The organism is Streptomyces sp. NPDC058872 (assembly GCF_042743065.1).
Taxonomy (GTDB): Bacteria; Actinomycetota; Actinomycetes; order Streptomycetales; family Streptomycetaceae; genus Streptomyces.
This window is the reverse complement of the sequence record NZ_JBHYMK010000049.1, coordinates 1-21,376: the sequence shown is the minus strand read 5'-3', so window position 1 is coordinate 21,376 and position 21,376 is coordinate 1. Positions and strand designations below refer to the sequence as shown.

The 21,376-nt window shown below is 71.2% G+C and carries 21 protein-coding genes and 1 pseudogene; 11 read left to right on the top strand and 11 right to left on the bottom strand.

Features of this window, described 5'->3' with window-relative positions; all coding sequences use genetic code 11:
* Positions 1-2: 2 nt before the first annotated feature.
* A complete protein-coding gene (locus tag ACFW22_RS26655) occupies positions 3-971 on the bottom strand; it encodes a LysR family transcriptional regulator (RefSeq protein WP_386409147.1) in 969 nt (322 codons plus the stop codon).
* Between the two features lie 133 nt (positions 972-1,104).
* Positions 1,105-1,848, bottom strand: a complete 744-nt coding sequence (locus ACFW22_RS26650) for a BTAD domain-containing putative transcriptional regulator (RefSeq protein ID WP_386409145.1) — start codon at positions 1,846-1,848, stop codon at positions 1,105-1,107.
* 441 nt (positions 1,849-2,289) lie between these two features.
* Between ACFW22_RS26650 and ACFW22_RS26645 the strand changes: the two genes are divergently transcribed.
* The 3 genes from ACFW22_RS26645 to ACFW22_RS26635 are packed head-to-tail and all read left to right on the top strand — an operon-like array spanning position 2,290 to position 5,188.
* Complete coding sequence (locus ACFW22_RS26645; RefSeq protein WP_386409143.1) at positions 2,290-3,840, top strand: tryptophan halogenase family protein; 1,551 nt, start codon at positions 2,290-2,292, stop codon at positions 3,838-3,840.
* A gap of 29 nt (positions 3,841-3,869) precedes the next feature.
* Positions 3,870-4,670 carry a cation:proton antiporter gene (locus ACFW22_RS26640; protein ID WP_386409141.1) on the top strand — a complete coding sequence of 267 codons (801 nt, stop codon included), beginning with the start codon at positions 3,870-3,872 and terminating at the stop codon, positions 4,668-4,670.
* A complete protein-coding gene (locus ACFW22_RS26635; RefSeq protein ID WP_073817700.1) occupies positions 4,667-5,188 on the top strand; it encodes a flavin reductase family protein in 522 nt (173 codons plus the stop codon). Before ACFW22_RS26640 ends, ACFW22_RS26635 begins: the two co-directional genes overlap by 4 nt.
* Before the next feature lie 118 nt (positions 5,189-5,306).
* On the opposite strand, the gene ACFW22_RS26630 is transcribed toward ACFW22_RS26635, so the two are convergent.
* Positions 5,307-6,278 carry an ArsR/SmtB family transcription factor gene (locus ACFW22_RS26630; protein WP_386409139.1) on the bottom strand — a complete coding sequence of 324 codons (972 nt, stop codon included), beginning with the start codon at positions 6,276-6,278 and terminating at the stop codon, positions 5,307-5,309.
* Between the two features lie 111 nt (positions 6,279-6,389).
* A complete protein-coding gene (locus ACFW22_RS26625) occupies positions 6,390-6,725 on the bottom strand; it encodes an ArsR/SmtB family transcription factor (RefSeq protein WP_386409137.1) in 336 nt (111 codons plus the stop codon).
* Between the two features lie 437 nt (positions 6,726-7,162).
* On the opposite strand from ACFW22_RS26625, the gene ACFW22_RS26620 reads away from it, so the two are divergent.
* Together ACFW22_RS26620 and ACFW22_RS26615 are read left to right on the top strand one after the other, a co-directional pair.
* The gene (locus tag ACFW22_RS26620) at positions 7,163-7,357 is read left to right on the top strand and encodes a hypothetical protein (protein WP_386409135.1); all 195 of its coding nucleotides are present in this window, start codon (positions 7,163-7,165) and stop codon (positions 7,355-7,357) included.
* A 20-nt stretch (positions 7,358-7,377) separates the two neighbouring features.
* Entirely contained in the window at positions 7,378-9,687 is a 2,310-nt protein-coding gene (locus ACFW22_RS26615) for a TOMM precursor leader peptide-binding protein (protein WP_386409133.1), read from the top strand.
* 114 nt (positions 9,688-9,801) lie between these two features.
* Here the strand turns inward: ACFW22_RS26615 and ACFW22_RS26610 are convergent, their stop codons facing one another.
* A complete protein-coding gene (locus tag ACFW22_RS26610) occupies positions 9,802-10,551 on the bottom strand; it encodes a hypothetical protein (protein WP_386409131.1) in 750 nt (249 codons plus the stop codon).
* Between the two features lie 102 nt (positions 10,552-10,653).
* Positions 10,654-11,292 (bottom strand): DUF4277 domain-containing protein, encoded by a 639-nt coding sequence (locus tag ACFW22_RS26605; RefSeq protein WP_386409129.1) that lies wholly within the window; start codon positions 11,290-11,292, stop codon positions 10,654-10,656.
* 267 nt (positions 11,293-11,559) lie between these two features.
* Here ACFW22_RS26605 and ACFW22_RS26600 point away from each other — a divergent pair, with 267 nt between their 5' ends.
* Both ACFW22_RS26600 and ACFW22_RS26595 read left to right on the top strand, forming a co-directional pair.
* Positions 11,560-12,801 (top strand): sensor histidine kinase, encoded by a 1,242-nt coding sequence (locus ACFW22_RS26600; RefSeq protein ID WP_386409127.1) that lies wholly within the window; start codon positions 11,560-11,562, stop codon positions 12,799-12,801.
* Between the two features lie 67 nt (positions 12,802-12,868).
* The gene (locus ACFW22_RS26595; protein ID WP_386409125.1) at positions 12,869-13,480 is read left to right on the top strand and encodes a DNA-binding response regulator; all 612 of its coding nucleotides are present in this window, start codon (positions 12,869-12,871) and stop codon (positions 13,478-13,480) included.
* Between the two features lie 36 nt (positions 13,481-13,516).
* Here the strand turns inward: ACFW22_RS26595 and ACFW22_RS26590 are convergent, their stop codons facing one another.
* The gene (locus ACFW22_RS26590) at positions 13,517-14,386 is read right to left on the bottom strand and encodes a CAP domain-containing protein (RefSeq protein ID WP_386409123.1); all 870 of its coding nucleotides are present in this window, start codon (positions 14,384-14,386) and stop codon (positions 13,517-13,519) included.
* Positions 14,387-14,469: 83 nt separating this feature from the next.
* On the opposite strand from ACFW22_RS26590, the gene ACFW22_RS26585 reads away from it, so the two are divergent.
* Positions 14,470-14,844, top strand: coding sequence for a hypothetical protein (locus tag ACFW22_RS26585; protein ID WP_386409121.1), 375 nt, complete (start codon positions 14,470-14,472; stop codon positions 14,842-14,844).
* Between the two features lie 37 nt (positions 14,845-14,881).
* Here the strand turns inward: ACFW22_RS26585 and ACFW22_RS26580 are convergent, their stop codons facing one another.
* The 3 genes from ACFW22_RS26580 to ACFW22_RS26570 form a co-directional block, all read right to left on the bottom strand.
* Positions 14,882-15,169, bottom strand: coding sequence for a hypothetical protein (locus ACFW22_RS26580; RefSeq protein ID WP_386409119.1), 288 nt, complete (start codon positions 15,167-15,169; stop codon positions 14,882-14,884).
* Positions 15,170-15,337: 168 nt separating this feature from the next.
* On the bottom strand, positions 15,338-15,772 hold the full coding sequence (locus tag ACFW22_RS26575) for a VOC family protein (RefSeq protein ID WP_386409117.1): 435 nt from the start codon (positions 15,770-15,772) through the stop codon (positions 15,338-15,340).
* A gap of 56 nt (positions 15,773-15,828) precedes the next feature.
* Entirely contained in the window at positions 15,829-16,470 is a 642-nt protein-coding gene (locus ACFW22_RS26570) for an NADH oxidase (protein WP_386409115.1), read from the bottom strand.
* 194 nt (positions 16,471-16,664) lie between these two features.
* Here ACFW22_RS26570 and ACFW22_RS26565 point away from each other — a divergent pair, with 194 nt between their 5' ends.
* The gene (locus ACFW22_RS26565; RefSeq protein WP_386409113.1) at positions 16,665-17,453 is read left to right on the top strand and encodes an IS3 family transposase; all 789 of its coding nucleotides are present in this window, start codon (positions 16,665-16,667) and stop codon (positions 17,451-17,453) included.
* Positions 17,454-17,568: 115 nt separating this feature from the next.
* Here ACFW22_RS26565 and ACFW22_RS26560 read toward each other — a convergent pair.
* A pseudogene (locus ACFW22_RS26560) lies at positions 17,569-17,850 on the bottom strand (4'-phosphopantetheinyl transferase); the annotation flags it as partial.
* A 106-nt stretch (positions 17,851-17,956) separates the two neighbouring features.
* Between ACFW22_RS26560 and ACFW22_RS26555 the strand changes: the two are divergent.
* Together ACFW22_RS26555 and ACFW22_RS26550 are read left to right on the top strand one after the other, a co-directional pair.
* Entirely contained in the window at positions 17,957-19,459 is a 1,503-nt protein-coding gene (locus ACFW22_RS26555; RefSeq protein WP_386409111.1) for an FAD-binding oxidoreductase, read from the top strand.
* Between the two features lie 205 nt (positions 19,460-19,664).
* Positions 19,665-21,376: type I polyketide synthase (locus ACFW22_RS26550; RefSeq protein ID WP_386409109.1), on the top strand; the 1,712-nt coding region annotated here is incomplete at its 3' end.

Sequence of the window (21,376 nt, the reverse complement as noted above, 5' to 3'; positions counted from 1 at the left end):
GCTCACGGAGCGGTGGGGCCGAAGGGGCCCAGCTCGGCGAAGTCCCCCGGATGGTCGGTGATCCACGGCCAGTACCGGGGGATGGTCCGCGCGTAGTCGCGGTAGTAGCGGCGGACCGTCTCGAGGAGGCCGCGCCGCATGGACTCGGTGAGCACGTCTCCCCGCCACACCAGGAGCAGCTCGGTGCGCTCGGTGTCCCTGATCGGCACCAGGGTCACCTCCCGGGTCGCCCCCGTGGGGGTGGTGAGCGCCGCCGCGTCGGCGTCCCGGACCCAGTTCATGGCCTCGTGGTGGCCGTCGACGTGGTGCAGCACCTCCGGGTCGTCGCCCGCGACCCTGGCGAACAGCTGCTTCTCGATGGGGTGGAACCAGTGGCCGCGGGCGTACCGGATCCAACGGAGTCCGGCCAGGTCCCGCACGTCGGCGACGCTCCGGCCGGCCAGCGGGTGCCGCGGGGGCACCGCGAGCCAGACCGGTTCCCGTACGACGACCGCGCCGGACAGGGGCGGTTCGAGGTGCCCCGCGGACGCGGTCCCCGGCGTGCCGGTCACGAGCGCCGCGTCGAGCGCGCCGCCGCGCACCGCCGCAACGGCCGTGGCGGGGTCGAGGGTCTCGGTCCGCACCTCGGCGACGGGCAGCGCCGCCTGGAGCACGGCGCGCAGCGACGGAGGCGTCCATTCCGTGTTCCCGAACCGGAAGACGTCCGAGGTGTACGCGGTGGCCTCGGCGATCACGAGGTCGGCCTGCCGGGTCAGGTCGGCCAGCATGGGGATGAGACGCTCGCCGAGCGGCGTCGGGGTCACCCCGGAGCGGGTCCTGACGAAGAGTTCGCCGCCGACGGCCTTCTCGATGCGGCGCAACTGCGCGGTGAGGCTCGACTGCGGGAGGCTCAGCTCGACCGCGGCCTTCGAGATGCTCCCCGCGCGGTCGATGGCGGTCACGACTCTGGCGTGGCGTAACTCGACGTTCACCTGTCCCCCGTGTGTGCCGGCCCCTGCGGTCGTCCCCCGGCGGACGGCCCCGGGGAGATCGCCACGCTAACAGGGGGGACTGGCACCGTCCATGTCGGCGGCGCGGGGCCGCGGGGGCCCGCCAGGAGGGGGATCAGGCCAGTGCGGGGGCCGAGCGCGCGAGGACGCGGCGCGGCTCGCCGAGCGTCTCGTCCTGCCGGAGGATCGCCTCGTAGGCGTGGTGGAGGGCGCGGCCGGGTTCGAGGCCGAGGTCGCCGGCGAGGCGGCGGCGCGCGCCGTGGAAGACCTCGAGGGCCTCCGCCTGGCGGCCGTCCCGGTAGAGCGCCAGCATCAGCAGTTCGCTCAGCCGCTCCCGGCCGGAGTGCTCGGCGGCCAGCTGGCGCAGCTCGGAGACGGGCACCCGGGCCGCATCGACGGAGAGTCTGGCCGCGGTGAGGTCCTCGTAGGCCGTGATGCGACGTTCCTCCAGGTGGGCCGCCTGGATCCGGCAGCGCATGCCCTCGCAGGTGTCGAGGAGGGCGGGGCCGCGCCACAGGGCGAGGGCGGCCTCCAGGGTGTCGATGGCGCGGGCGGGATCCGTCGCGGCCAGTTCGGCGCCGGTGCCGGCGAGTTCCAAGAAGCGGTGGGCGTCCACGGAATCGGCCGGGGTGTCGAGCAGATAGCCGTTGCCGGCGGTCCGCAGGAGTTCGGCTCCGTCGTGGTCCGTCACCGCCTGCAGCAGTTTGCGCAGCCGGCGGACGTTGGCCTGGAGCGCGTTGCGCGCGTTGGCCATGGGCTGGTCGGCCCAGAGCTCGTCCACCAACTGGTCTGCGGTGATCGGCACCCCGGGGGACAGCGCGAGCATCGTGAGGACGACGCTCGCCCGCTGCGAGGTCATCGTGTACCGCTTCCCGCCGTGCGCGAGAAAAAGCGGGCCGAGAACATTGATTTCCACAGTCGGAACCCCCATGTAAGCACGCGGACATGGGACATCATGCGCGGGTTCGACGGGCATAGGGAAATACCACCTCGCTCGTCGGGACATCGCTCACCAGTATGACCAGCCACCCGCTGTCACCTGCGACTTTCACCTGAAAGAAAAAACCTACAGGTGTCACTCCGAACCTACTCAGGCCCTCTTGAGAAGTATTACCGACAGTGTGCCGGGAATGCCTGACACGATACTGACAACGCGTCAATTACGTCGTTCGAAAGGGCGGTCCGACAGGTCTCGCCTGCGATATTCGGCGGGCACTGAAAGACCTCGTACTCGCTTCATGCCCGACCTAGAGTCGTTCTTCGGTGGCGCCATCCCAAACTTCCCACCGAAGGAGTCGTCGTGCTCAACAGAGTTGTGATCGTGGGCGGCGGAACAGCCGGCTGGATGACCGCCTCGTACTTCAAGGCCGCGTTCGGGGACCGTATCGACATCACCCTCGTCGAATCGGGAACCGTCGGAGCGGTCGGTGTCGGCGAGGCCACGTTCAGCGATATCCGTCACTTCTTCGAGTTCCTCGGACTCAAGGAGAAGGACTGGATGCCGGCGTGCAACGCCACGTACAAGCTGGCCGTGCGCTTCGAGAACTGGCGCGAGCCGGGACACTACTTCTACCACCCGTTCGAGCAGATGCGGTCCGTCAACGGCTTCCCGCTGACCGACTGGTGGCTCAAGAACGGGCCGACCGACCGCTTCGACAAGGACTGCTTCGTCATGGCGTCGGTCATCGACGCCGGCCTGAGCCCCCGGCACCAGGACGGCACCCTCATCGACCAGCCCTTCGTCGAGGGCGGGAACGAGATGCAGGGCCTGACGATGTCCGAGCACCAGGGGAAGACGCAGTTCCCCTACGCCTACCAGTTCGAGGCCGCGCTCCTGGCCAAGTACCTCACCCGCTACTCGGTGGAGCGGGGCGTGCGGCACGTCGTCGACGACGTGACCAAGGTCGAGCTCGACGAGCGCGGCTGGATCTCCGCGGTGCGGACCGCGGAGCACGGCGACATCACCGGTGACCTCTACATCGACTGCACCGGCTTCCGCGGCGTGCTTCTCAACCAGGCCCTGGAGGAGCCGTTCATCTCCTACCAGGACACGCTGCCTAACGACAGCGCGGTCGCCCTCCAGGTGCCCATGGACATGGAGCGGCGCGGCATCCGCCCGTGCACCACCGCGACGGCCCAGGACGCCGGGTGGATCTGGACCATTCCGCTGACCGGCCGGGTCGGCACCGGGTACGTGTACGCCAAGGACTACCTGTCCCCGGAGGACGCCGAGCGCACCCTGCGGGAGTTCGTGGGGCCGGCCGCGGCCGACGTCGAGGCCAACCACATCCGCATGCGGATCGGCCGCACCAGGAACTCGTGGGTGAAGAACTGTGTGGCGATCGGTCTGTCCAGCGGCTTCGTCGAGCCCCTGGAGTCGACCGGCATCTTCTTCATCCACCACGCCATCGAGCAGCTCGCCAAGAACTTCCCGGGCGAGGACTGGAACCCGGTCCACCGCGACGTCTACAACGACGCCGTCTCCCACGTGATGGACGGTGTACGGGAGTTCCTGGTGCTGCACTACGTGGCGGCCAAGCGCACGGACACCCAGTACTGGCGCGACGCCAAGACCCGCGCCATACCGGACTCGCTGGCCGAGCGGATCGAGAAGTGGAAGGTCCAGCTGCCCGACAGCGAGTCGATCTACCCCTACTACCACGGCCTTCCCGCGTACTCGTACATGTGCATCCTGCTGGGCATGGGCGGGATCGACCTCGCGCCCTCCCCGGCGCTCGCCCTGTCCGACGGGGCCGCCGCGCGCCGGGAGTTCGAGCTGATCAGGGAGAAGACCGAGAGCCTGGTCAAGGTGCTGCCGAAGGCCTACGACTACTTCACCCGGCTGGGCTGACGGCGCCGGACGGGAAGGGACTCCCTGTCATGGACGTCCTCAGCCTGTGGCCCCGGATCCCCCACGCCGTAGCGGTCCTCGGCGTGGTGGCGCCGATCGCCTACGCGGGCCGCTGGGCCGCGCGGCTGGTGCGCCAGCCGGTGGTCGTCGGGGAGGTGACCCTGGGCCTGCTCGCCGGTCCCGCCGCGCTCGCGCTGGTGGGCCGGCTGGCCTTCGACACGATGCTGCCGGAGCCCGTCCTGCACCTCGTCGGCCTCGTCGCCGAGGCGGGCCTGGTGTTCTATCTCGGCGCCGCCGCCCTCGCGGTGGCGCTCACCATGAAGGACCTCGGGATGACCGCCATCCTCGGTGCCGCCGTGGTCGGCTTCGCCGTCCCGGGGGGCGGGTCCGAGCCCTGGACGCGGGTGGTCACGGATCTGTCCCGGGCCGGTCGGGCGCTCGTCCCCACCTTCTTCGTGGTCTCGGGGATCGCACTGCTCGACGACGTGTCCCCCGCCGCTTCCTGGACGCTGATCGCCTGGACCATCGCGCTCGGCTGCCTCGGCAAGGGCGTCGGTTCGTACGTCGGGGCCCGCCTCGACGGCCGGCCGCCCCGGCTGGCCGGACGGATCGCCATCCTCATGAACACCCGTGGTCTGACCGAACTCGTCGTCGTCCAGGCGGGCTACACGGCGGGCGTCCTGTCCGCCGCCATGATGCTGGGCCTGACGGCGATGGCGCTGGTGACCACGGCCATGACGGGCCCGCTGTTGGATCTCCTCGACCGTGGGGAGCGCGCGCCACGTGCCGAGCCCCTTCCCCTCACGACGACAGAAAGCAGCAGCCGATGACCGATCCCGCGGTCCGGACCCCGCCCGCTCCGCACGCCACCGCCGGTGGGTTCCGGGCGATGATGAGCGGCTTCCCCACCGGCGTGTGCATCGTCACCTGCGCGGATCTCGACGGCACCCCGCGCGGGATGACCTGCTCCTCACTCTGCAGCGTCTCCCTGGAGCCGCCGACCCTGCTGGTGTGCCTGCGCGCCGGCAGCCCGACCCTCCGGGCGGTCCTCGACACCGGCGGGTTCACCGTGAACCTGCTGCACGACGGGGCGCGGGAGGCCGCCGAGCTGTTCGCCTCCGGTGACCCGGAGCGCTTCGCCCTGATCCCCTGGGAGCGGCCCCCGGAGGCGGCGGGACCGCATCTGCTCCGGGACGCGCACACGATCGCCGACTGCGAGGTGACCCTGACGCACCGGACCGGCGACCACGTCACGGTCTTCGGCGAGGCCCGCACCATCCGGCAGGAGCAGGACCGGCCACCGCTCCTCTACGGTCTGCGGCAGTTCCGCTCGTGGTCCGCCGCGTGACCCGGCCCTCCCCTCCCGCCTGACGACCGCCGCACGCGCGAACCGGCCGGCCCTCACGGCCGGGCGGGTTCGCGTGTGTCACGGACCGCGGGCGGTGAGGCGCTCGGGTCGGGTCGGCTCAGACGGCGGGCAGTACGGCGGCGCGGGCCAGGGGCTCTCGGCGGACGTCCCGGGGGCCGTTGGCCCGCCGGGCCGGGCGGCCGTCGAGCAGGGCGAGGCCGAGCGGGGACACCGAGTGCAGCATCGAGTTGCGGACCCTGCGGCTGGTGATGAGGCCGGTGCGCCGCAGCACGGCGGCGTGCTGGCTGGCTCCGGCTGGCGAGATGCCGAGCCGGTCCGCCAGTTCGGAGGTGGTGCACGCGGCGCGCAGCACCCGGAGGGCCGCCGCCCGGGTCTGGCCGACCAGTGCACCCAGCGCCTCGGTGGTCTCGTCGGGCTCCGCCCACAGCACGGCGGCCTCGTGGGCGCGCGGCGGGGCGGAGACCACGAGGGTCGGCCGGCCGCTGCCGTCCAGCGGCCAGATGAGCTGTCCCGGGCGGTGGTTGAGGAAGACGGACGGGGTGAGCACCAGGCCCCGGCCGCCGAGCACGACATCGCCGTCGGGGCCGCCGGGGATCTCCAGGACGGGTGAGGTCCAGGTGATCCGGGGGTGTGCCGTGGAGAGCAGCTGTTCCACGCCTCCGGCCATCACAGCCCGGCCGCGCGCCTCGCAGTCCGCCTCCAGGTACTCCAGGACCTTGTCCCAGTAGGGTGCGACGGCCGCGCGCCAGATGTCCGGCAGCTCGGGACCGTGCGACGGCCCGGCGGGGGTGGTGTCGCGCGCCGAGGCGGATGCGGCCGGGCCCGAGGGCGTGCCGTCCGTCGCACCGCCGCACTCGACCGCGCGGCGCACCAGTTCGTCGGCCCCGGGCCCCTGCCCGGGGCGGGGCGGGGGCAGCCGTTTGCTCACCTGTCTGCGCCATCCGGCGTACGGAGCGCCGACGCCGCGGCCGAGGAGCACCGCCGCGAACGCCGTCTCGACGAGCGGTCCCGCGCTGGTCCTCAGCCGGGTGCGTGCCAGGTCCGCGCTGGAGAAGTGGATGCGCTGCACGGTGAATCCCCCGAATCTCCGCGACGTGAAAGTGGACGAGCACGTCCGTCCGCCGGGACGGCTGCGGCGCGCGGGGCGCGTCGATTCATGCTCGGGGCGGCCGCTGACGCGTCACTGACCGCCCTCTGACGCGAGGGCGTACTCACCCCTGGGCGAGGCGTCGCCCTGTACGGCGGCGAGGACCCCGGCCACGTTCAGTCGTACGTCGAACGGGACCAGCTCGAAGTAGCGCAACGCCTTGCCGTCCTCGGAGAGTTCGAGGGTGCCGACCACGATGCCGGCCTTTTCCAGCCGCTCCAGGTGCATGTAGAGCAGGGGCCGTGAGATCACCAGGCACCGGGCGAGCTCGCTGACGTACCGGCGGTCCTTGGCCAGCTCGGCGACGATCCGGAGGCGCTGCGGGTGTCCGACGGCAGAGAGAACAACGAGGAGTTCCTCACCGGTCATGCCCCATCTCCCAGCGTGCGGAATGTTCCGGGCGAGTCCTTCCCGCCCCGGCCACTGTAAGCGATTCCCACGCCAGGAGGTATCTCTGATTCTCACGGCTCGGGGGCGAAGGATTCATACGCGGCGCCTGGTGAATTCATGCGGTCAAGCCATGGATCGGCCATACGGAGTGGTCGGCGGAGAAACGCCGGCGCGAGGCGGACGGCGAGCCGCGGCGGCGCCGCAGAGGCGGCGATGACCTGGGACAAGCCATACGGAATTCCAGAATCCATTCGGAACTTTCATTTCCGATTGTATGGCGCGTGTGAACCGGGGATCGTTCGGGCCGCCATGAAAAGTTCACACCGTCACAGTGATTCCCACACTGTTCCGTTCCGGCGCCTCCGGTGCAGAATTACCCTGGAAATTGGCCGTCAAAGACTTGGAGAGTGGAAGACATGACGATCGCCGTTGCCACACCCGTCCGCTTCGGCGAGCCGACCACCGCAGGCGCACATCGGCCCGTCGTGCGCCGACTCGTGATCGAAGACCTCGACGCCGTGCCCGACACCCAGGGTGCGGCGCTCCTCAGCATCTGCATCGTCGCGGCACCCGTCGTCGACGGCACCACCGCTCCCGTTCCGGCCGCGTAGGCCCCGAAGACGGGAGCGGCATGGTCAACGAGGAAGGCGGCGGGACACCCGCCGCCCCCGTACGGCTCGGGTTCCGGAGCCATCTGCGGGCCACCGTCGTTCCCGGCGAGGCCGTCTACCTCGTCTCGCACCGCGGGGTCACCGCGCTCCACGGTGATCCCGCGGAGGTGCTGGCCCCCCTGCTCGACGGAAGCCGGAGCCCGGCCGACGTCCTACGGGAGGCCGCGTCCTCGCTCACCGCGGACGAGGCCCTCGACGCGCTGCGGGCCCTGGAGGCCTCCGGCCTGCTGGCCCTGCGGCAGGCACCGGCCGAGCCCCCGGCGGCCGTCCCCCACCGGCCGGACCCCGCCGCGGAGGCGTACTGGGACCTGGCCGGTCTCGACGGCGCCCGGGTCTGCGCGACGCTGGCCCGGAGCGCCGTGCACGTCGTCGCGGCCGGCGGCGTCGACACCGAGGAGGTGCGCGAGGCCTGCCGCGCCTCCGGGCTCGGCCTCGCGCGCCCCGATGAGGACGCGGACCTCACCCTCGTGGTCTGCGACGACTACCTGTCCCCGCTGCTGCACGAGATTGACGCCGCCCACCGTGCGGCCCGGCGACCGTGGCTGCTGGCCGGCGTGGGCTCCACCGCCGGCTGGGTCGGGCCCCTGATCCGGCCGTACGAAGGGCCCTGCTGGCACTGTCTCGCCCACCGGCTGCGGGGACACCGCCGCTCCGAGGAACCGCTGCGGCGCGCCCTCGGTCTGACGGGCCCGCTGCCCCGTCCGCAGGCGACCCTTCCGGCGGGCCGGGCCCTCACCGTGCACCTGGCGGTGCTGGAGGCCGCGAAGTGGCTCGCGGGCCTGCGCGACGAGGCCCAGGACTCCGTGTACGTCCACAACACGCTCGGCCCGCACGGCTCGGCCCACCCCGTCGTGCGGCTGCCTCAGTGCGCGGCGTGCGGCGACCCCGGACTCGTGGCCTCGCGGGTGTCCCGCCCCTTCGTGCCGCGGCCCCGCCCCAAGACGGCGGAGGACCTGGGCGGCCACCGGGCGCTCACCCTCGAACGGATGCTGGAGCGGTACGGGCCCCTGGTCGACCCCGTCACCGGGATCGTCAAAGAGATCCGCAGCGCCCCGGGCAGCCCCGACTTCGTGCACGCCTACCTGTCCGGCCAGAACCTGGCCATGCGCAGCCCGACCCTCACCGGTCTGCGCGCCGGACTGCGCGCCCTCAGCGGCGGCAAGGGGCTCACGGCGACCGAGGCCCGGGTCAGCGCGCTGGGCGAGGCGGTGGAGCGGTACAGCGGCACCCGGCAGGGTGACGAACCGGTGGTGCGCGACTCCTACCGCGGCCTCGGCCCCGCCGCCGTCCACCCCAACACCAGCCAGCTCTACCACGAGCGCCAGCTGCACGACCGGAACGACTGGAACGCCCGCGGCTCACGGCTCCAGTACGTACCTCCGCTCTTCGACGAGACCCTGGCCACCGACTGGACGCCCGTGTGGTCGCTCACCGAGGGGGCCCAACGGCTGCTGCCCACGTCGATGCTGTACTTCAGCGAGGAACCGTCACCGGACGGACTGTACGCCGACTCCAACGGCAACGCCGCCGGCAGCAGCCCCGAGGACGCCCTCGTCCAGGGCTTCCTGGAACTGGTCGAGCGCGACGCGGTGGCCCTCTGGTGGTACAACCGCACCCGCCAACCGGCGCTCGACCTCGACGCGTTCGCGGAGCCGTACCTCGGCCGGTTGATCGACGGCTACACCGCCCTGCGCCGTGAGGTCTGGGCCCTGGACCTCACCTCGGACTTCGGCATCCCGGTGGTGGCGGCCCTGTCCCGGCGCACGGACAAGCCCGCCGAGGACGTCCTCTTCGGCTTCGGCGCCCACTTCGACCCCCGGGTCGCCCTGCGCCGGGCGCTCACCGAGATGGGCCAACTGCTGCCCCTCGTAGCCGAGGTGACGCCCGAGGGCGTCGGCTACCGGATCGACGAACCCGACGCGCTCGACTGGTGGCGGCACGCCACCCGGGCCGGCCGGCCGTATCTGGCACCCGACCCCGGTCTACCGCCGCGCGGCCCGGAGGCCTGGACCTACCGGCCCACCACCGACCTCCGCGAGGACGTCACCACGATCACGGAGACCGTACGGGGGCGGGGCATGGACCTGCTCGTCCTCGACCAGACACGGCCCGATCTGGAGCTCCCCGTGGTCAAGGTCATCGTCCCCGGGCTCCGGCACTTCTGGGCCAGGTTCGCCCCCGGCCGCCTCTACGACACCCCCGTCGCCCTAGGCAGGCTCACCAGCCCCACGCCGTACGAGGAGTTGAACCCCGTCCCGCTGTTCGTCTAGCCCCGGACTTCGCGGGTCGCCGTTTCAGGTCTCGCTGGGCGCTTCAGTTGCCCGGTGGGCTTTGATTTCGGCCGACCGGGCACGAATGTGCGGGCGGTCAGTCACGGCACTCGGTCACAGGTCCGGCAAGAGGAGCCAGACTTCGGAGAAGACAAGGCCGTGCTCGTGGGTCACCGCCCCACACGGGCAGCCCAGCGAGATCAGGCGCCAGTCGCAGGTCACCGTCCACGGGCCGTCCTTACCCCCACATGCCGGGCAGCCGATGGTCTCGGCCGTCCACACCCCGAAAGCGGGTCTGCCGTAACGACGGAAGCGGCCCGCGTACCGGACCTGCCAGGGCTCGACCGGGGGCGTGAGCGGGACGCTCCCGGGTGGGCTCGCCGAGGCCAACACGGCGAACAGAGCGATCAGATCGGGAAGCAGGGCCTCGCCCGCCTCTGTCGGTGGCACGGCCGGGCCGTCCGCCGTGCCCAACGGGGTCCCGTATCTCGGGGCCGCCGCTGCGGGCGGTGGGTTCGGGGTGGTGTGCCAAGGCAAGAAGGCTCGGGCGACGGCGGCCAGCAGGGCGGCTGCGGGCGGGCTGACTGCGCCTGCGTCGAGGTGGTGGAGGGTGGTCCGCAGGATGCGCTGGAGGCGCCGGTCCCGGTCCGTGGCCAGCGTGTGCGTGGTCGCTGCCCGCCGGGTTGGGAGCGGGGCCGTGAGGCGGGCCAGGACGCGCGCTGCTGCTTGTGAGTCCTCCGCGGCAGGGCGCCATTCCCCGGCGGCCAGGAGCTGCCGTGCCCGCCCGGCCTCACGGGTCAGGGCGCGCGTCTGCAACGGCAGCGCGCCGGAGCCTGCCCCGTGAGTCTGGTGCCCGCCCGTCATGGCCCCCTCTCCCCTTCCCTCGTTCGTTGCTGCGCCGCGTCCCCGCCCTCTACGAGCGTTGGTGAACATCCCATCACACGGGCGGATTGGGCCCGGAGACGCTTAGCCACAGTTCTGTGGCCAGCGGGTTTGTCCGATGTCGGTATCGAGCACGTCGAGGAGGTGGAGTGGGACACCGCGGGTGATCTGGACGGTGGGCGAGTCGGTGACGTGACCGATCCGCAGGGTGAGTTCGCCGAGGTGGTAGAAGATCATGCGGCCGGTGGGGCGGACGCGGCGGTTGTCGGGGTAGAGGCCGCTCATGGTCTGCTCGGGGCCGAGTGCCCGTCTGACCTGCCGTTCGATGAAGCAGAAGACGAGCAGGGCCGGGCAGATGACCTGGATCAGGGCGGCGACGCGTCGGTGGTGCTGCACGAAGACGGGCGTGACCGCGAGCGGGCCTTTGAAGTCGTGGTAGCGGCGCTCGACCGCATCCAAGGCCCGGGCCAGACGGTCATCGCTGAGCAGATCCGGCTCGATACCGAAAACCTCCTCCACCGCCCAGGGCCGCGCCCAGTCACCGACCCGCACCAGCGGCGCGGGCGACATCAGCCGGTTGGCCACCAGTGCCTCGATCACCTGCCCGTGAGTCAGATGCGCGCTCGCACCACCCGGACACAACCCGTCAACGATCCCGGCGACGTCCAGCCGGCGCAGAAACTCGGCAGCGACAGGCAGAGCGCCCAGACGCTTCTCGGACATGGACGTCACCGCCACTTCAAGGCGCTGACGGACAGACCGTGGCCGCGGGGACCGGGAAGTCATCGACACACCCCACCCAACGCCACACCACCGGCCCAGGAAACCCCCGGACCGGTCACACCATACGAATCAATGACCCGCGAAGTACGGGTCTAGCCACTCGTAGTCGCTCCGGTGTTCGCGTGAAACACATACACTCGACTCCGCATGCCCGCACCACGGAAGCATCAGAGGACACGGACAAGGCAACAACGGGCGGACAAACGAATGCCACGTCACGACGAGCACCACGCACACCAGGACGGGTTAGCGGCGTCGGGCGGCGCCACAACGTCACCGCCCGACGTCCAGGACCTGCCCGCCGCCCGGCTGGCCCGCACCGTGCTCACGGTCGCCCTGCTCGGCTATCTGAGTGTGACGGCGCTGAATCTCGCGGGCGAGCGGCTCCGGCTCCCCCAGCTGATCGCCTCCGTCGTCTGTCTGGTCCTCATCTTCGTCCTACAGCTGGGCCATTCACGCCCGGGAGCGCGCCGGGCCCCGGTGCGGCAGTGGGCAACGACGCTGTCGGCGCAGGCCCTGCTGACCTATCTGCCGATCGCGGTGTTCCACTCCCAGTGGGGGGCCATGGCCGGTTTCCTCGCCGGTTCGCTGCTGCTGCTCCTGCCCGGCCGGTGGGCCTGGACCGCGTACGGCCTCGTGGGGCTCACCATGCTGGTCCCGCCCGCCCTGGACGGACTGTCCCTCCAGGAGACCGTCTACCTCTGCCTCTCCACGCTGCTGACCGGACTCGTCGTCTTCGGCCTGTCCCGCATGACCGAACTGGTCCAGGCCCTGCACGAGACGCGGGGCCAGCTCGCGGGCATGGCCGTCACCAAGGAACGGCTGCGGTTCGCCCGCGACCTGCACGACCTCCTCGGCTACAGCCTCTCCGCGATCACGCTGAAGAGCGAGCTGATCCACCGGCTGATCCCCACCCATCCGGAGCGGGCGATGGACGAGGTGAGCGAGGTCCTCGTCATCTCCCGGCAGTCGCTCGCCGATGTGCGGTCCGTCTCCAGCGGGCTGCGCCGCATGTCGCTGGAGCAGGAGCTGGGAGCGGCCCGCTCCCTGCTCCAGGCCGCTGACGTCGACGTACGCAGCGACATCCGACTGAGCGGACTCGACCAGCAGGTGGACTCCGTGCTCGCCGCCGTGCTCCGCGAAGCAGTAACGAATCTACTGCGCCACTCCCACGTCAGCACCTGCACCCTCGAGGCCGTCGAGGAGGACGGCTGGGTCCGGCTCACCGTGGTGAACGACGGCGTGGACCCCGCCTACCGGGACGCGTCGACGGACAGCGGCAGCGGCCTCGGCAACCTCAGGGCCCGGCTCCGGACGGCGTCCGGCAAGCTCACCGTCACCCGGGGCGCCGGAACCTTCAGTCTGACGGCGGAGGCGCCGACCCACCCCGTGTCGAGCCTCGCCACCCCCGACGACGGCCCGCGTCCCCTCAGGGACCCGGCCGCCTGACCGTCGCCCCCCCACCCCTGCCCGCGAGCCGCCGACGGCCGAGACCCGGCCCGAAAGGACATTCACCATGCCGATCCGCATCCTGCTGGCCGAGGACATGAACATGGTGCGCGGAGCGCTCGTGGCCCTGCTGGACCTGGAGGAGGACCTGGAGGTGGTCTGCGAGCTGGAGCGCGGCGACCAGATCGTGCCCTCTGCCCTCGAACACCGCCCGGACGTCGCCATCATCGACATCGACCTGCCCGGTACCGACGGGCTCACCGCCGCCGGCCTGCTGCGCGAGCAGCTCCCGGAGTGCCGGACCCTCATCCTCACCAGCCTGGGCCGCCCCGGAGTGCTCCGCCGCGCCCTCGCCGCCCAGGTCGCCGGCTTCCTGCTCAAGGACGCCCCGCCGCACGAACTGGCCGAGGCGGTACGGAACGTGGCCGCCGGCCGACGGGTGATCAACTCCCAGTTGGCGCTGTCCGCGTGGAGCAGTTCGCAGAGTCCGCTGACCAGCCGGGAGACGGAGGTACTGCGACTCGCCGCCGAGGGCCTCGAGCCGGTCGAGATCGCCGACGGGCTCGGGCTCTCGCTCGGCACGGTCCGCAACTACCTGACGTCCATGGTGACCAAGCTGAACGCCCGCAACCGCGTGGACGCGATCAAGATCGCGCAGGCCGCCGACTGGCTGATCTGACCGCCGGTGGCCTGCTCCCGGTCGCGTCGCCGGGCGTCAGCGGGCTCCGAAGACCTTGGTCCAGTACGGGCCGCCGTCGTCGTGGATGCCGACGCCGATCTCCTTGAAGGCGCAGTTGAGGATGTTCGCGCGGTGGCCGGGGCTGTTCATCCACGACTCCATGACCTGCTCCGGGGTGCTCTGCCCCTTCGCGATGTTCTCGCCGTACGTCGACCACGGGTAGCCCGCGGCCGTGACGCGCTCCCCCGAGCCGTCGCCGTCGGGGTCGGGGTGGTCGAAGAAGTTTCGGGCGGCCATGTCGTCGGAGTGACCCTGGGCCGCCCTCGTCAGGGTGGCGTTGACGCTGAGGGGCCCGCAACCGGCCTTGACGCGAACGGAGTTGACCAGGGCGATGACCTGGTCCGCCGCCGAGCTCTGTCCGGTGTCGTGCTGCGGACCTCCTCCCGGACCGGTGTCCGTGCCGCCCGTGGAGGCGGTCGGGCTCGGCGTCGCGGGGGCCGTGGTGCCGGAGCCGCCGGCCGGGGCCGCGGTGACCCCGTGTTCCGTGGCGGCCGAAGACACGGGGAGGTCGGGAACGACGGCGAACGTCTCGGTGGGGGCCGCGGACAGGTCGGCGGGCCCGGCCGCACCGACTCCCATGAGACAGTGGCCGCAGTGGGCGGTGTGCCGGGCCAGCTCGTCGCGCCAGGCTGCGCCGGGCCGGCCGTCCCAGGCGGCGGTCTGCCGGTGGAGGCCGGGGCAGCGGGGCGTCCGGGCGAGGGCGGCGGTGACGGAGCGGGCGACGTCCAGACGGACGCGCACCGACTCCATCCGTATCGCGGTGTCGTCCGGGGACCAGTTCAGCGCGGCCGCCGTCCCGTACCGGCTCAGGCACCCCTCCTCCAGCGACCACAGGGCCGCCAACACGGAGTCCTCGATGTCCAGCCAGCGCAGGGCCTCGGCATCGGAACCGGGCGCGACCGGCGGGGCCGGCGGCCGCGTGGGCGAGGGTGCTCGCCACAGCGATCGCGACGATCCAGGGGCGGAACGGCTCCGCCGGGGAGCAGCGCGTCCAGGCCACCCGCGACCGGCGCGCCGCCGACCGGTCGGTCACCGCCTGGGCCCGGGGGAACGCGGCCGAGCTGCGCCAGCCGGCCTGGCAGATCACCGCCCTCGACAGCCTCCCCGCAGCCGCCAGGAAGGCCTTGTCCGAGGCGTTGGCGAGCAGCGATCCGGCCCTCCTCGTGGAGCCCCTCACCCGCACCCTCGCCCACCTCGTGCCCGCGCACCCCGAGCTGGCCGAGCGCGTCGACACCCTCACCGACCGCACGGCCCCTCTCCGTGACGAGAGCGACCGGCGACGCTCCGGCACCGCGCAGTCCTGATCCTCGACACGGGGGCGGCGGGCAGCCGCGCCCTACATCAGCCGCGACCCCGATGAGCCGCCCACAGCGTTCCGGCGCGGTCGGCGGCGCGGGCGACCAGGTCCGCCAGTTCGGGTCGGTCGGGAACGGGAAAGGAGACGTACGCGCCCCGGCCACCGGCGACCGGTCGCCCGTACGCCTTCACGGCGAGCCGACCGTCCGGGAGGAGCCGGACGTTGAGCGTCATCAGGGTGAACGCCTCATCGCGCCGCGTATCGGTCCACCGGAGCTCCTCCGGGATCGTGACATTGATCGCCAGGGCACTCACGTCCAGGTCGCCGCTCATGGACGAAACGATCTCACGACGGGTCCCTCTTGAGGAGAACCGCCGTCCGCGTGAAGGGGAGCCGCGGACGGCGGCTCTCGCTCACTCCGTCCCCTGCCCGAAACGCGCACCTCACACGGATCAGTTTTTCTGCGCGGCGCGGTTCGGCGCCGGCGTCCCGGAGGACGCTCAGTCGAGGCAGAACTCGTTGCCCTCGACGTCCTGCATCGCGAGGCAGGACTCGTTGTTCTCGTCGGCGAGCAGGAGTTGTACGCGGACCGCGCCGAGCGCGACCAGTCGGGCACATTCGGCCTCCAGGGCGGCCACGCGCTCCTCGCCCACGAGACCGGTGCCGACCCGCACGTCGAGGTGCACCCGGTTCTTGACGGCCTTGCCCTCGGGGACGCGCTGGAAGTACAGGCGCGGACCCACACCCGTGGGATCGGAGCAGGCGAACCACGCGCCCCGGTCGCCCGCCGGAAGCGAGCTGTTGTAGTCGTCCCACCTGGCGAAGCCCTCCGGGGGCGACGGGGCGACATACCCCAGGACCTCGCACCAGAAACGGGCGACGCGCTCCGGCTCCGCGCAGTCGAAGGTGACCTGGAACTCCTTGATCGATGCCATCGGACCACCGTAACAGGGTTGCTCCCGGGCCCGGTTGCCGATGTGCGGGACAGCTCTCAGGGTCTGTCCGGAGAGTCCCGGCCCGCGCTCCCCCGTACGAGCATCCCCGCCGCCGCCAGGTATTCGAGGATCTCCCGCGTCACCGTCCGCGGCAGCGGCAGCGGCAGCGTCCGGGCCACCGCCTCCGGGGTGATGGCGGCGGCCAGCATGGCGACCACCCACATCGGCTCGGGACGGTGCAGCAGCACCCGGTGCTGGGCCCCGCCCCGCTCCAGCCGGAAGCCTTTGGCCTCCAGGAGCAGGGTCACACCCCGGTGCAGCCGGACCGGCTCGGTCTCCCCCAGCCTGGGGAGCACGAAGACCGCCGGCCTGGTGAGCGGGAGCACCGAGAGGAGCGGACCGCGCAGGTCCGCGAGTCCCAGCGTGCGCACGATCAGGTGGGAGAGCCGCCGCAGAGCAGGCAGGAGGACCAGGTACAGTCCGGCGCCCAGCACCGGACTGCCGGGCGCGGACTCGATGTTGCTCAGCAGGACGGGCCCGAGCTCCATCCGGTACAGGGCCTCGCGCAGCACCGGATGCGCGTCACCGATGCGCTCGTCGCCCCAGGGCCCGGCGAGCAGCAGGTCGCCGTCGTCCCCCCGCTCGATGGCGACGTCTTCTCGAAGGGACCACAGGTGCACGGTCCCGGGTTCGTCCACACTCCGCACGAGTAGTCCTCGACTTGACACCACGATCACGTTGAGTATCCGGCCGGAGAGCGGAGGCACGGTAGCCAAGCATTCACGTATCTGTCATGAATTTCTCATACATGCTTCGCGGTCTCCCTCCCGTGGGCGTCGACGTACGCGAGGCAGGAGGCCCGGTCGGAGGGGCCGTGGGCGGGGGCCCAGCCGTGGGGGACGGTGAACTGAAGGAGCTGATCCAACACGTCTACGACTCCAACTACCGCGTCTACGGGGCGAGGAAGATCTGGAGAGAGCTGAACCGGCAGGGCCAGGCCGTGGCCCGCTGCACCGTCGAACGCCTGATGCGCGAACTCGGCATCGCCGGCGCCGTCCGCGGCAGGCGCGTGATCACCACGCTTCCCGGCGGGCAGGCCGGACGGGCCCCGGACCTGTTGGACCGGGACTTCGTCGCCGGCGCCCCGAACCGCTGCTGGGTCGCGGACTTCACCCACGTGAAGACCTGGGCCGGCGTCGTCTACGTCGCGTTCGTCGTCGACACCTTCTCCCGCCGGATCGTCGGCTGGTCCGCCGCCACCGTGAAGGAGACGGTCTTCGTGCTGGACGCCTTGGAGATGGCGATCTGGCAGCGCGACCGCGACCAGCAGCCAGTCCGGCCAGGCGAGTTGATCCATCATTCCGACGCCGGGTCCCAGTACACCAGTTTCCGGCTCGCCGACCACCTGAACGCCGCCGGCATCGCCGCCTCGATCGGCTCCGTCGGCGACGCCTACGACAACGCCCTGATCGAGAGCACGATCGGCCTGTTCAAGACCGAGCTGATCAAACCTCAGCGACCCTGGAAGACCCTCTCTCAGGTCGAGCTGACCACCGCCGAGTGGATCGACTGGTACAACCACCGACGACTCCACGGTGAGATAGGCCACGTCCCACCCGTCGAATACGAGAACAACCACTACCGAGCAACCACGAAACCCCAGGCCACAACCAACATCTGAGATCTCTACCGAACCCGGAACGGTTCACTGCCTCCAACACCCCTTGCGGAAGCGGGCGGTGTGGCTCGGCATCGATTCCGAGCGACATGACATCCTCACGGCTGGCCACCGCGGCACCGCGATAGCCATCGCAGTGGGTCAGGGATCCCACCACTCCGTCAGGCCACGACGGCACACCGTGCTCGTCCGGCGGCAGGGGAACGGCCGGTCGGCCCAGCACTGACAGCGCCGCACGGGCGCAGTGGCGTCCCGTGGCGAACTCCCGCCTCCGCGCGTGCAACGCACTTGCGATCGCAGTCTCCTCCTCCGGGAACAGTGAGACGTCCACCACGTCACCGAACACCTTCGCTGTACGCACCCCCGCCGGCACCAGACCGGCGATCAGGTTCGCGACCATCCCGTCCCTTCCTTTCGGAATGCTCCAAAACCTTTGCGTGACAGGTGAATTAGGATCCGAAGGCAACAGTACAGCTTCACTTCCGTGTCGAAGGCAGGAGAACCGCATGAATCACATCGATTTCGTGGCCCCCGGCGATATCAGGTACGAGGACTTACGCCGGGGCGAGAACCTCAGGTTCGTCGGTGAGCCGGACGAGATACATCTGGTGGGATCCGCCGCTGAGATCGAGCAGGTTCTTTCGCGTGCCGTGCGGTCGGGCAAGCAGGTGGCCGTGCGCAGTGGAGGGCACTGTTACGAGGACTTCGTAGCCAATTCAGACATCCGTGTGGTGATGGACATGTCGCGGCTGTCGGCGGTCGGATTCGATGAGGAGCGCGGCGCGTTCGTCGTCGAGGCCGGTGCCACTCTGGGCGCGGTCTACAAGACGCTGTTCCGGGTGTGGGGCGTGACGCTGCCCGGCGGGGCGTGCCCCGATGTGGGGGCGGGCGGGCACATCCTCGGTGGGGGCTACGGCCCGCTGTCCCGGATGCACGGCTCGATCGTCGACTATCTGCACGCGGTCGAGGTCGTCGTGGTCGACGCGTCGGGCGACGCGCGGACCGTGATTGCGACGCGCGAGCCGGACGATCCGAACCATGATCTGTGGTGGGCGCACACCGGGGGCGGCGGCGGGAATTTCGGCGTGGTCGTCAGGTACTGGCTGCGGACCGCCGAGGCCGACGTACCGCCGGAGCCCGGCCGGCTGCTGCCTCGGCCGCCGGCCGAGGTGCTGCTCAACACGACGGTGTGGCCTTGGGAGGGGCTGGACGAGGCCGCCTTGGCGCGGCTCGTACGGAACCACGGCAGGTGGTTCGAGCAGAACAGCGGCCCCGACTCCCCCTGGTGCGACCTCTACAGCGTGCTGGCCCTCACCCGCAGCCAGTCCGGTGCCCTCGCGATGACCACGCAACTCGACGCGACCGGCCCGGACGCGGAGAAGCGGCTGGAGACGTATCTCGCAGCGGTCTCCGAGGGTGTGGGCGTGCAGCCGCACAGCGACACGCGGCGGCTGCCGTGGCTGCACTCGACGCGCTGGCCCGGGATCGCCGGGGACGGCGACATGACCGGACGGGCCAAGATCAAGGCGGCCTATGCGCGCCGGAGCTTCAACGACCGGCAGATCGGCACCCTGTACACGCGCCTGACCAGCACCGACTACGACAATCCGGCCGGGGTCGTCGCGCTCATCGCCTACGGCGGCAAGGTCAACGCCGTCCCGGCGGACCGGACCGCGGTGGCGCAGCGCGACTCCATCCTCAAGATCGTGTACGTCACGACCTGGGAGGACCCCGCGCAGGACCCGGTCCACGTGCGGTGGATCCGCGAGCTGTACCGGGACGTGTACGCGGACACCGGCGGCGTACCGGTACCCGGTGGCGCCGCCGACGGCGCGTACGTCAACTACCCGGACGTCGACCTCGCGGACGAGGAGTGGAACACCTCCGGGGTGTCGTGGTCCGAGCTGTACTACAAGGACGCCTACCCGCGCCTCCAGGCGGTCAAGGCGCGCTGGGATCCGCGGAACGTGTTCCGGCACGCACTCTCCGTGCAGGCTCCGTCGGCCTGAGACGGCACCGAGGGGTACGGGTTCCCGCGCGGGGACCCGTACCCCTCGGCGCTTCCGCCCCTGCCCGCCCGCGAGTTCAGCGGTCACTAGGGGATCGATAGGGGTGTAGGGGGCAACGATCATTTGATTACAGTCGGCAACTGCCTTTGCGTGTGCCGCAGGGGGCGTTTCTCATGCCTTTCACTTACTGGGGGATCACGGTCGCATGTCTCAATTCCGCGACGGCTTCACCGAGGTCGGGATACCGGACGACGCAATCGCCATAGTGGGGCTCTCCTGCAGACTCCCCGAGGCCCCCGACAAGAGCGCGTTCTGGGAGCTGCTCCGCGACGCGCGGCATGCGATCGGGGAAGTGCCGCAGGACCGGTGGAACGCCGAGGGACTTCCCCCCGCCGCACGGCACGGCGCCTTTCTCGACCGGGTGGACACATTCGATCCCGCATTCTTCGGCATATCGCCGCGCGAAGCCTCGATGATGGATCCCCAGCAGCGGCTCATGCTGGAACTCTCCTGGGAGGCTTTCGAGGACGCCGGCATCCCTCTGCGGCAGGTGCGCGGCAGCCGTACCGGGGTCTTCGTCGGTGCGATCGCGAACGACTACGCGGTGCTGCTGAACCGGCAGGGGCTGTCCGCCGTCACCCAGCACTCGCTGACCGGAACCCAGCGCGCCATCATCGCGAACCGGGTGTCGTACACCCTCGGGCTGCGCGGTCCCAGTCTCACCGTGGACACCGCGCAGTCCTCCGGCCTCGTCGCCGTCCACCAGGCCTGCGATGCCCTGCGCTCGGGCGGTTGCGAACTCGCCGTGGCCGGTGGCGTGAACCTCAACATCGTGCCGGAGAGCGCCCTCGCCGCGGACCGGTTCGGCGGGCTGTCGCCGGACGGTCGCTGCTACACCTTCGACGCCCGCGCCAACGGCTATGTCCGCGGTGAGGGCGGCGGGGCCGTCCTCCTCAAGCCCCTCGCCCGGGCACTGGCCGACGGCGACTCGGTCTACTGCGTGATCCGCGGCGGCGCGGTTAACAACGACGGCGCCACGGACGGACTCACGGTGCCGAGCACGGCCGCGCAGAGCGAGGTGCTGCGCCTGGCCTACGACCGGGCGGGCGTCGACCCGGCGGACGTCCACTACGTGGAGCTGCACGGCACGGGCACTGCCCTCGGCGACCCCATCGAGGCCTCGGCCCTGGGCGCCGTCCTGGGCACGGCCCCCGACCGCCGACTGCCCCTCACGGTCGGCTCGGCCAAGACGAACGTGGGACACCTGGAGGGTGCCGCCGGAATGGTCGGTCTCCTCAAGACCGCCCTGTCCCTCCATAGGCGCCAGATCCCGGCCAGCCTCCACTACGAGACACCGAACCCGCGGATCCCGCTGGACGAACTCAACCTGCGTGTGCAGCAGTCGCTGACGGACTGGCTGGAGCCGGAGTCCCGGCCGGCGCTCGCGGGCGTCAGCTCCTTCGGGATGGGCGGCACCAATTGCCACCTGGTCCTGCAAGGGGTGCCGGCGGCCGAGCCCGCGACCCGTGACGGCGGCGGGGCCGAGCGTCGGGCCGGTGTGGTGCCGTGGCTCGTCTCCGGCCGCGGGGAGGACGCCCTGCGGGCGCAGGCCGAGCGGCTGCGGTCGTTCGTCGCGGACCGGCCCGAACTGGATGTGGACGCCGTGGCGCAGTCCCTGGTGACCTCCCGCGACGCCCACGAGAACCGGGCAGTCGTCCTCGGCTCGGACCGGGAGAGCCTGCTGAACGGGCTCGCGGCACTGGCCACGGGAGAGCCCGCGTCGCGGGTCGTACGGAGCCGGGGGGTGGGGGCGCCGGCGGCCGGGCGGTTGGCGTTCCTGTTCTCGGGGCAGGGCAGTCAGCGGGCCGGGATGGGACGTGAACTGTACAAGGCCTTCCCCGTGTTCGCCGCCGCGCT

Bases quoted from the DNA above. Each gene is read 5' to 3' on its own strand.
- ACFW22_RS26650 (WP_386409145.1), bottom strand. From the start codon at position 1,848: ATGACCTCGCAGCGGGCGAGCGTCGTCCTCACGATGCTCGCGCTGTCC.
- ACFW22_RS26640 (WP_386409141.1), top strand. From the start codon at position 3,870: ATGGACGTCCTCAGCCTGTGGCCCCGGATCCCCCACGCCGTAGCGGTC.
- ACFW22_RS26635 (WP_073817700.1), top strand. From the start codon at position 4,667: ATGACCGATCCCGCGGTCCGGACCCCGCCCGCTCCGCACGCCACCGCC.
- ACFW22_RS26625 (WP_386409137.1), bottom strand. From the start codon at position 6,725: ATGACCGGTGAGGAACTCCTCGTTGTTCTCTCTGCCGTCGGACACCCG.
- ACFW22_RS26620 (WP_386409135.1), top strand. From the start codon at position 7,163: ATGACGATCGCCGTTGCCACACCCGTCCGCTTCGGCGAGCCGACCACC.
- ACFW22_RS26615 (WP_386409133.1), top strand. From the start codon at position 7,378: ATGGTCAACGAGGAAGGCGGCGGGACACCCGCCGCCCCCGTACGGCTC.
- ACFW22_RS26610 (WP_386409131.1), bottom strand. From the start codon at position 10,551: ATGACGGGCGGGCACCAGACTCACGGGGCAGGCTCCGGCGCGCTGCCG.
- ACFW22_RS26605 (WP_386409129.1), bottom strand. From the start codon at position 11,292: ATGTCCGAGAAGCGTCTGGGCGCTCTGCCTGTCGCTGCCGAGTTTCTG.
- ACFW22_RS26600 (WP_386409127.1), top strand. From the start codon at position 11,560: ATGCCACGTCACGACGAGCACCACGCACACCAGGACGGGTTAGCGGCG.
- ACFW22_RS26595 (WP_386409125.1), top strand. From the start codon at position 12,869: ATGCCGATCCGCATCCTGCTGGCCGAGGACATGAACATGGTGCGCGGA.
- ACFW22_RS26580 (WP_386409119.1), bottom strand. From the start codon at position 15,169: ATGAGCGGCGACCTGGACGTGAGTGCCCTGGCGATCAATGTCACGATC.
- ACFW22_RS26575 (WP_386409117.1), bottom strand. From the start codon at position 15,772: ATGGCATCGATCAAGGAGTTCCAGGTCACCTTCGACTGCGCGGAGCCG.
- ACFW22_RS26555 (WP_386409111.1), top strand. From the start codon at position 17,957: ATGAATCACATCGATTTCGTGGCCCCCGGCGATATCAGGTACGAGGAC.